The 7,035-nt window shown below is 69.8% G+C and carries 6 protein-coding genes; 4 read left to right on the forward strand and 2 right to left on the reverse strand.

The features are described 5' to 3' along the window. Window positions 1-372 precede the first annotated feature (372 nt). A complete protein-coding gene (gene aroC / locus K2X24_RS15595) occupies window positions 373-1,476 on the forward strand; it encodes a chorismate synthase (RefSeq protein WP_292499277.1) in 1,104 nt (367 codons plus the stop codon). A 50-nt stretch (window positions 1,477-1,526) separates the two neighbouring features. After that, a complete protein-coding gene (ribB, locus tag K2X24_RS15600; RefSeq protein ID WP_292499278.1) occupies window positions 1,527-2,603 on the forward strand; it encodes a 3,4-dihydroxy-2-butanone-4-phosphate synthase in 1,077 nt (358 codons plus the stop codon). Between the two features lie 2 nt (window positions 2,604-2,605). Here the strand turns inward: ribB and K2X24_RS15605 are convergent, their stop codons facing one another. Beyond that, entirely contained in the window at window positions 2,606-3,502 is an 897-nt protein-coding gene (locus K2X24_RS15605; RefSeq protein WP_292499279.1) for a carotenoid 1,2-hydratase, read from the reverse strand. Further along, window positions 3,460-4,983 carry a 1-hydroxycarotenoid 3,4-desaturase CrtD gene (gene crtD, locus K2X24_RS15610; RefSeq protein WP_292499280.1) on the reverse strand — a complete coding sequence of 508 codons (1,524 nt, stop codon included), beginning with the start codon at window positions 4,981-4,983 and terminating at the stop codon, window positions 3,460-3,462. Before crtD ends, K2X24_RS15605 begins: the two co-directional genes overlap by 43 nt. 95 nt (window positions 4,984-5,078) lie before the next feature. Here crtD and K2X24_RS15615 point away from each other — a divergent pair, with 95 nt between their 5' ends. Both K2X24_RS15615 and K2X24_RS15620 read left to right on the forward strand, forming a co-directional pair. Beyond that, window positions 5,079-5,948 carry a polyprenyl synthetase family protein gene (locus K2X24_RS15615; RefSeq protein WP_292499281.1) on the forward strand — a complete coding sequence of 290 codons (870 nt, stop codon included), beginning with the start codon at window positions 5,079-5,081 and terminating at the stop codon, window positions 5,946-5,948. A gap of 85 nt (window positions 5,949-6,033) precedes the next feature. Next, window positions 6,034-7,035, forward strand: a 1,002-nt coding sequence (locus K2X24_RS15620; RefSeq protein WP_292499282.1) for a methyltransferase, incomplete at its 3' end; no start/stop codon positions are given.

Here is a 7,035-nt window from a genome sequence, read left to right on the forward strand (position 1 = left end):
GGAAAGACGGGTATCGAATCACATCTACGCCGCTCTCGAAACCCCAAACGATTCAAGCGGATCGGACACCGCTCTAGGTCTCCGACGCGGTTCAAAGCGCATGGGTCGGTGATTCTAGAAAAAACCCGCCACAGCTTTCGCCGGGCGGGTGAGAAAGATCCTGATCCCTCGGGGGATGAGGAATCTGTAGCGGGTGCTCATGCGCATGCATCCCGCATTTGGGGGATCGCTCGACGAACCACACTGCCGGATCCAGGCGTCCGAACATGCCTTGGGCGCTCTTAGCCATTCCGGTAGGAACGCCCGACGCCATCCGGCTCCGCGCGGCGCGCGCTGGCCCTCGGGGCAAACCCGCGCTAGAGCGAGATCGCCATGTCGCACAATACATTCGGACACCTATTTCGCGTCACCACCTTCGGCGAGAGCCACGGGGCCGCCCTCGGCTGCGTGGTCGATGGCTGCCCGCCCGGGTTGGCCCTCTCGGCGGAGGACATCCAGGCGGAACTGGACCGGCGCAAACCGGGCCAGTCGCGCTTTACCACTCAGCGACGCGAGCCCGATCAGGTCCGTATTCTCTCCGGGGTCTTCGCCGACGACCGCACCGGCGGCGTTCAGCTGACGACGGGCACGCCGATCGCTTTGGAGATCGAGAACACCGATCAGCGGTCGAAGGATTATTCCGAGATCCGCGACAGCTACCGGCCAGGCCATGCCGACTACGCCTACGATGCCAAGTACGGCATCCGTGACTATCGCGGCGGCGGCCGGTCCTCGGCCCGTGAGACCGCCGCCCGCGTCGCCGCTGGCGCGGTCGCGCGCAGGGTGCTGCCCGCCAGCGTTACCATCCGCGCCGCCCTTGTGCAGATGGGGCCGCATGCCATCGATCGGTCGCGTTGGGACTGGGAGGCAGTGAACGCCAACCCGTTCTTCTGCCCGGACCCGGAGGCCGCGCGCTTCTACGAGGATTACCTCGATGGCATCCGCAAGGATGGCTCGTCGGTGGGCGCGGTGATCGAGGTTGTGGCCGAGGGCGTGCCTCCCGGGCTCGGCGCACCGATCTACGGCAAGCTCGATGCAGACCTTGCAGCCGCGATGATGTCGATCAACGCCGTGAAGGGCGTTGAGATCGGCGACGGTTTCGCATCGGCCGCGCTGCGGGGCGAGGAAAACGCCGACGAAATGCGCTCCGGCAATGGGGGCGCTCCAACCTTCCTGGCCAACCACGCGGGCGGCGTGCTCGGCGGCATCTCCACAGGCCAGCCGGTCGTCTGCCGCTTCGCCGTGAAGCCGACCTCGTCGATCCTGACCCCGCGCATGAGCGTGACGCGGGACAACCGCGACGTCGACCTCGTCACCAAGGGCCGCCACGACCCCTGTGTCGGCATCCGCGCCGTGCCGGTCGCCGAGGCCATGATGGCGTGCGTCCTCGCCGATCACTATCTGCGCCATCGAGGGCAGACCGGCGCCCGGCTTTGACTCTGCCTGCGCCCGCCGCCGACCGATCCGCGAACGTCAAGAGACAGCCCGTGCCCCACACCCACGTCACGCAAGCCATCGAGGCCTATGCCCGCGGCGACATCGTCGTCGTCACCGATGACGACGACCGCGAAAATGAGGGCGACCTCGTCGTTGCGGCCTCCCTTTGCACGCCAGAGAAGATGGCTTTTATTATCCGCAATACCTGCGGCATCGTCTGCGCGCCCCTGACACGTGCCGAGGCGCGGCGCTTGCGCCTCGACCCCATGGTGGCCTCGAATGACGCGCCCCTCGGCACCGCCTTCACGGTTACGGTTGACGTCAAGCACGGGCTGACCACCGGCATCTCGGCCGAGCAACGCTGCAACACCGTGCGGGCGCTCGCCAACGGTAACATGGGCGAGGACGATTTCGTGCGCCCTGGTCACGTCTTCCCACTCATCGCCAAGGACGGCGGCGTGCTCATGCGGTCCGGCCACACTGAGGCGGCGGTGGATCTCTGCAAGCTCGCAGGCCTGCCGCCCGTGGGCGTGATCTGCGAACTCGCGAACGACGACGGCACCGTGATGAAGGGGCCGCAGATCACGGCCTTCGCCGAACAGCATAATCTCAAGCGCGTCTCGGTGGCGGATCTCATCGCCTACCGGCAGGCCCGTGAGACCCTAGTGGAGCGCGTCTCCACCTTCCCGGTTCGGACCGAGTTCGGAGAGATGACGGGCTACGCCTACACCACGCCCTTCGAGACCGTGCAGCAATTCGCCTTCGTCCACGGCCGCATCGGTGATGGGCGGGACGTGTTGGTGCGCTTGCACCGCTCCAACGTGGTGGCCGACGTCATCGAGGGCGGCCGACAGATCGAGGCGGTGATGCGCCGGTTCGCACAGGAAGGCCGTGGCGTCCTCGTCTATCTGCGCGACGGGACTGCGGGCGTGCCCGTAAAGCCCATCGCCGAGGAGGGCTCTGAGGCCCAGCGCGTCGCCCAGTGGCGCGAGGTCGGGCTCGGCGCCCAAATCCTGCGCGACCTCGGCGTTTCCTCGATCCGTAACCTCGCGACGTCGTCGCGCGCCTATGTGGGCCTGTCGGGCTTCGGTATCGAGTTCCTGGGCGACGAACGTCTGGAAGGCTAAGTTCAAACCCGGCGCGGCATCCGGAAAGGCAGCATCAGGCGCACCAGCGGGTTGCTGAATCGAGTTAGCGAGAGGCTCTCGTGCACCGGCCGCACCGGTTCTCCGCGCAGGGTCGCGGCGAGGTGCGAGCGCGCGTAGAACGGGGTGTCCTCGAAGGTTTTCAGGATTTCGGCTTGGCCGTCGTCGCTGCGCGTGTGGCGGGGCATTCGCCAGAGGCGGGTCGGGGGCAGGGTAGCGCGGCGCGGCGGCTTGATCTCGCGCGGGGATCCGTCCGAAGCGAAGCAGAGGGTCAGGGTCTGGGCGGTCCCATCTCGGCGATGCACGTCGTAGAGGATCGCTGCTCCGTCCCGCAGATCGGCTCGGCACCAGGTCCAGTCCGTGAAGGCGGCCTCCAGGGCGGTGTCGCCGTGGTTCGTGTCAAAGTAGGCCGTGCCGCGCCAGTTGATGCCGGGCTCGGACAGTGCCACCTCGACGGGCGAACTCGGTGCCATCGGCCACCAGCGGTGGAGGCCGTCCGCGTCGAGGCGACGAGGGCCCGGCGTGAAGCCGGGGGGCTTGAGCCGCACTGTGCCCCGGACCCGGTTGGGAATCGGCGCCGTCACCTCGTCGAGGCGGATCGTCAGGGTGGTCCCGTCCCAGTCGAGGCCGCTCGGCCCAATTCGGATGTGGTCCGCGTCCCTGTCCAGGGCGGCACGCCCACGCTCGGTCATGCAGAAGCGGTTGGCCCGCTCTCCGTACAGCACCACGTTGACGGCACAATGGTTGAACGGATCGCGCGTCGGGTCCCAGGCATAGTAGGGGGAGAACACGCTGCCGATGAAGGCGATGATTGTCAGCCCCTGGCGCCCGTCGGAGCTCAAGGCGTCGACGTACCACCAGACGTAGCCGTCGCGATCCACCCGCGTATCGAAGCGCGGGCGCGGGTCCGGTCGCGCAGCAGGCTCTCCACTGCGAGTCGCCCCGACTGGGCCGCCATCGGCACCCCCGGCCCCGGATGGACGCTTCCCCCGGCGAGGTACAGCCCGGGAATCCTCGTGCGTGCCCCCGGTCGCTTGAACGAGGCCATCCAGCCGTGGGAGGCCCGCCCGTATAGCGCCCCCGCCGAGCCCGGAAACAGGCGCGCGAAATCCTCCGGCTGGGTCGTCACCGGCTCCGCCGTGTCCGCCAAAGTCAGACCACTCGCGCTCAGGCGCCGCCGCATCTTGGTCACGCATGTCTCGATCTCCGAGGGGCTGAAGGGGCGGGCCGAGGCGTTGGCGAGGCAGAGCAGGCGCTCCGAGCCGTCTGGATCCAGGGCGGCATCGCTTCGGTCCTGGGCGCAGACGTAGATCGTTGGGTCTTCGGGCAGGATGCCCCGAGCGATCTGTGCGAACTCAGCGGCGTAATCGGCCGAGAAGAACACGGTGTGGCGGGCGAGCGGGAAGCCCTGGGCCTTGGCCGAGAGGCAGAGCGTCACTGCCGAAAGAGACCGCTGGGGGGCCGGGACCACGTCCGCCCCTCGGGCAGCCTCGCGACCGAGCAGGCCCTCGGCAAGGCCCGCCACGTCGGCGTTGCAGATCACCGCGTCGGCAGGAATTCGCTCGCCGTCGGCAAGGTCGACCCCGACCACGCGTCCTCCCGAGACGGCGATGCGGCGGGCGGATGTCTCATAGCGGAAGCGAGCGCCACGCTCGCCGGCAAGTTGCGCCACGGCGTGGGCCAGGCGGCTGAGGCCCCCCGTCACATGCCATACCCCCTGGCTCTCCACATGCGCCACGAGCATCAGTGTGGCGGGTGCTGCGAAGGGCGAGGAGCCGCAATATGTCGCGTAGCGCCCGAAGAGTTGGCGCAGTCGCGGATCGGTGAAGTAATCGCCGAGTGCGCCCCACAGGCTCGTAAAGGGCTGAATTCGCCAGAGATCGCCAAGCCCCGAGAGGCCAGCGCGCCAGGTCAGGTCGACGGGACTCGGGCGCTCACCACGGATGAACGGTCCCTCGAGGGTGGCGTAGACCTCTGCTGCTCTAGCGCGGAAGCGACGGTACCCGTCCCGCTCGCGCGCGCCAGCGAACGCCGCGATCGCGGCTTCGGAGGCTTCCGGCTCGGCCATGAGATCAAGCGTCTCGCCCGCCCGCCAGGCATGGCGGGCTAGGATTGTGGCTGGTTCGAGTCCGACATGGTCGGCGAGATCGGCTCCGCACTCCGCAAAAAGTTCGTCAAAGACCCAGCGCATGGTGAAGACCGTGGGGCCGGCTTCTACAGCGCTGCTGCCCACGGGAACGCTGCGCATCTTGCCGCCCGGGTATGGCGCCCGCTCGAGCACCGTGACGTCGAGGCCCACATGGGCGAGCCGCAGGGCGGCCGCGAGGCCACCGATGCCGGCACCGACGATGACCACCTTCACCCCTGAATCTCCGTCATGCGGAACTGTCTTGACGACTGTCAATCAATACTGACACTCTAAAAATCTAATAACAAGTGACACGGAGGGATCGCCTGATGGACGCCAACCGTCGAATCGAACAGGCGCTGGACGCCGCCGTCGCGCATCTTGAGGCGCCGGGCGCCCCGCCCCGCCTCGCCGAGGCGCTGCGTTATGCGGTCTTTCCTGGCGGTCATCGCATTCGGCCGCGTCTTTGTTTGTCCGTTGCGCGGGCTTGTGGTGACGATGATCCGGCGGCGTCCGATGCGGCTGCGGCGGCGATCGAGCTTCTGCACTGCGCCTCCCTGGTCCACGACGATCTGCCCTGCTTCGACGATGCGCCCCTGCGGCGGGGGCAGCCCTCGGTGCACGCCGCGTTCGGCGAGCCCCTGGCGGTCCTGGCCGGCGACGCCCTGATCGTCTCGGCCTTCGAGACCCTGGCGCGGGGAGCGGCCCGCAGCCCGAAGCGCCTCGCCGCCCTGGTCGGGCTGGTCGCCCGGGCGGCCGGCTCCCCCGCCGGAATCGCGGCCGGGCAGGCGTGGGAATCGGAGCCGAACGTGGCGCTCACCGAGTATCAGCAGGCCAAGACCGGCGCGCTGTTCGCGGCCGCGACGGTGACGGGTGCGGCGGCGGCCGGCGCGCCGTCGCTGCCCTGGCGGCTCCTGGGCGAGTGCCTCGGCGAGGCCTACCAGGTCGCCGACGATCTGCGCGACGTCGCCTGCCGGCAGGAGGAGGTCGGCAAGCCGGTCGGGCGCGATTCGACCCTCGGGCGGCCGAACGCCGCCGCACTCCTGGGGATGGGGGGCGCCCTGGCGCGCCTCAAGCGCCTCGTGCGGGAAGCCATTGAGGTGATTCCCGACTGCCCGGGCGCCGAGACCCTCCGGGCCGAGATCGAGGCGCAGACGCGGCTGTTCCTGCCGGCGAGCCTCGCGCGGGAGCTGGCCTGACGTGGCGCGGGGCGCCGCGATCGGGACTCCACGCCCGGCCCCGGGCGAGGGCTGGCGCACCCGCTGGCGCGCCTTCCGCACCCGCATGGTCGCCGATCCGCGCTTCCAGCGCTGGGCCGCCGGCTTCCCCCTGACCCGACGCATCGCGCGGGCGAACACCCGCGCGCTGTTCGACCTCTGCGCGGGCTTCACCTACTCGCAGACCCTGTTCGCCTGCCTGCGCCTCGACCTGTTCGGGGCGCTGGCGCCGGGCCCCCTCGGCCTCGACGGTCTCGCGGCGCGGATGGGCTTGTCGGCCGAGGCCGCGAGCCGCCTCCTGAAGGCGGCCGCCGCCCTCGGCCTCGTCGCCCCCCTGCCGGACGGGCGCTACGCCCTGGCGGATCTGGGCGCGGCCCTGATCGGCAACCCCGCCATCGGCCGGATGGTCGAGCACCACGCCATGCTCTACGACGACCTGCGCGATCCCGTCGCCCTCCTGCGCGGAGAGGCGGGGCCGACCCGGCTCGCCGCTTACTGGCCCTATGCCGGGCAGGACGGCACCGGGCTCGGGGCGGAGGCGGTGGCGCCCTATGGCGGGCTCATGGCCGCCTCGCAGGCCCTGATCGCGCAGGACATTCTCGAGGCCTACCCGCTGACCCGGCACCGCTGCCTGATGGATGTCGGCGGCGGGGAGGGCGCCTTCCTGACGGCGGCGGCGCGCGCGGCCCCTCACCTCCAGCTCCGGCTGTTCGACCTGCCGGCGGTGGCCGCCCGGGCGCAGGCCCATCTCGACCGGGAAAGCCTCGCCGACCGGGCGCGGGCGATCGGCGGCAGCTTCCTCGCCGGCCCGCTGCCAACGGGCGCCGACGCGATCTCCCTGGTGCGCGTGGTGCACGATCACGACGATGAACAGGTGCGCATCATGCTGCGCGCGGCCCGGGTCGCGCTCCCGCAGCATGCGGCGCTCATCATCGCCGAACCGATGAGCGGCACGCCCGGCGCCGAACCGATCACGGACGCGTATTTCGGGTTCTACCTGCTGGCGATGGGGACCGGCCGCTGCCGGACCGTGGCCGAGCTGACGGCCCTGCTGCACGAGGCGGGTTTC

This window comes from Methylobacterium sp. (assembly GCF_019750675.1).
Taxonomy (GTDB): domain Bacteria; phylum Pseudomonadota; class Alphaproteobacteria; order Rhizobiales; family Beijerinckiaceae; genus Methylobacterium.

Bases quoted from the DNA above. Each gene is read 5' to 3' on its own strand.
- aroC (WP_292499277.1), top strand. From the start codon at position 373: ATGTCGCACAATACATTCGGACACCTATTTCGCGTCACCACCTTCGGC.
- K2X24_RS15615 (WP_292499281.1), top strand. From the start codon at position 5,079: ATGGACGCCAACCGTCGAATCGAACAGGCGCTGGACGCCGCCGTCGCG.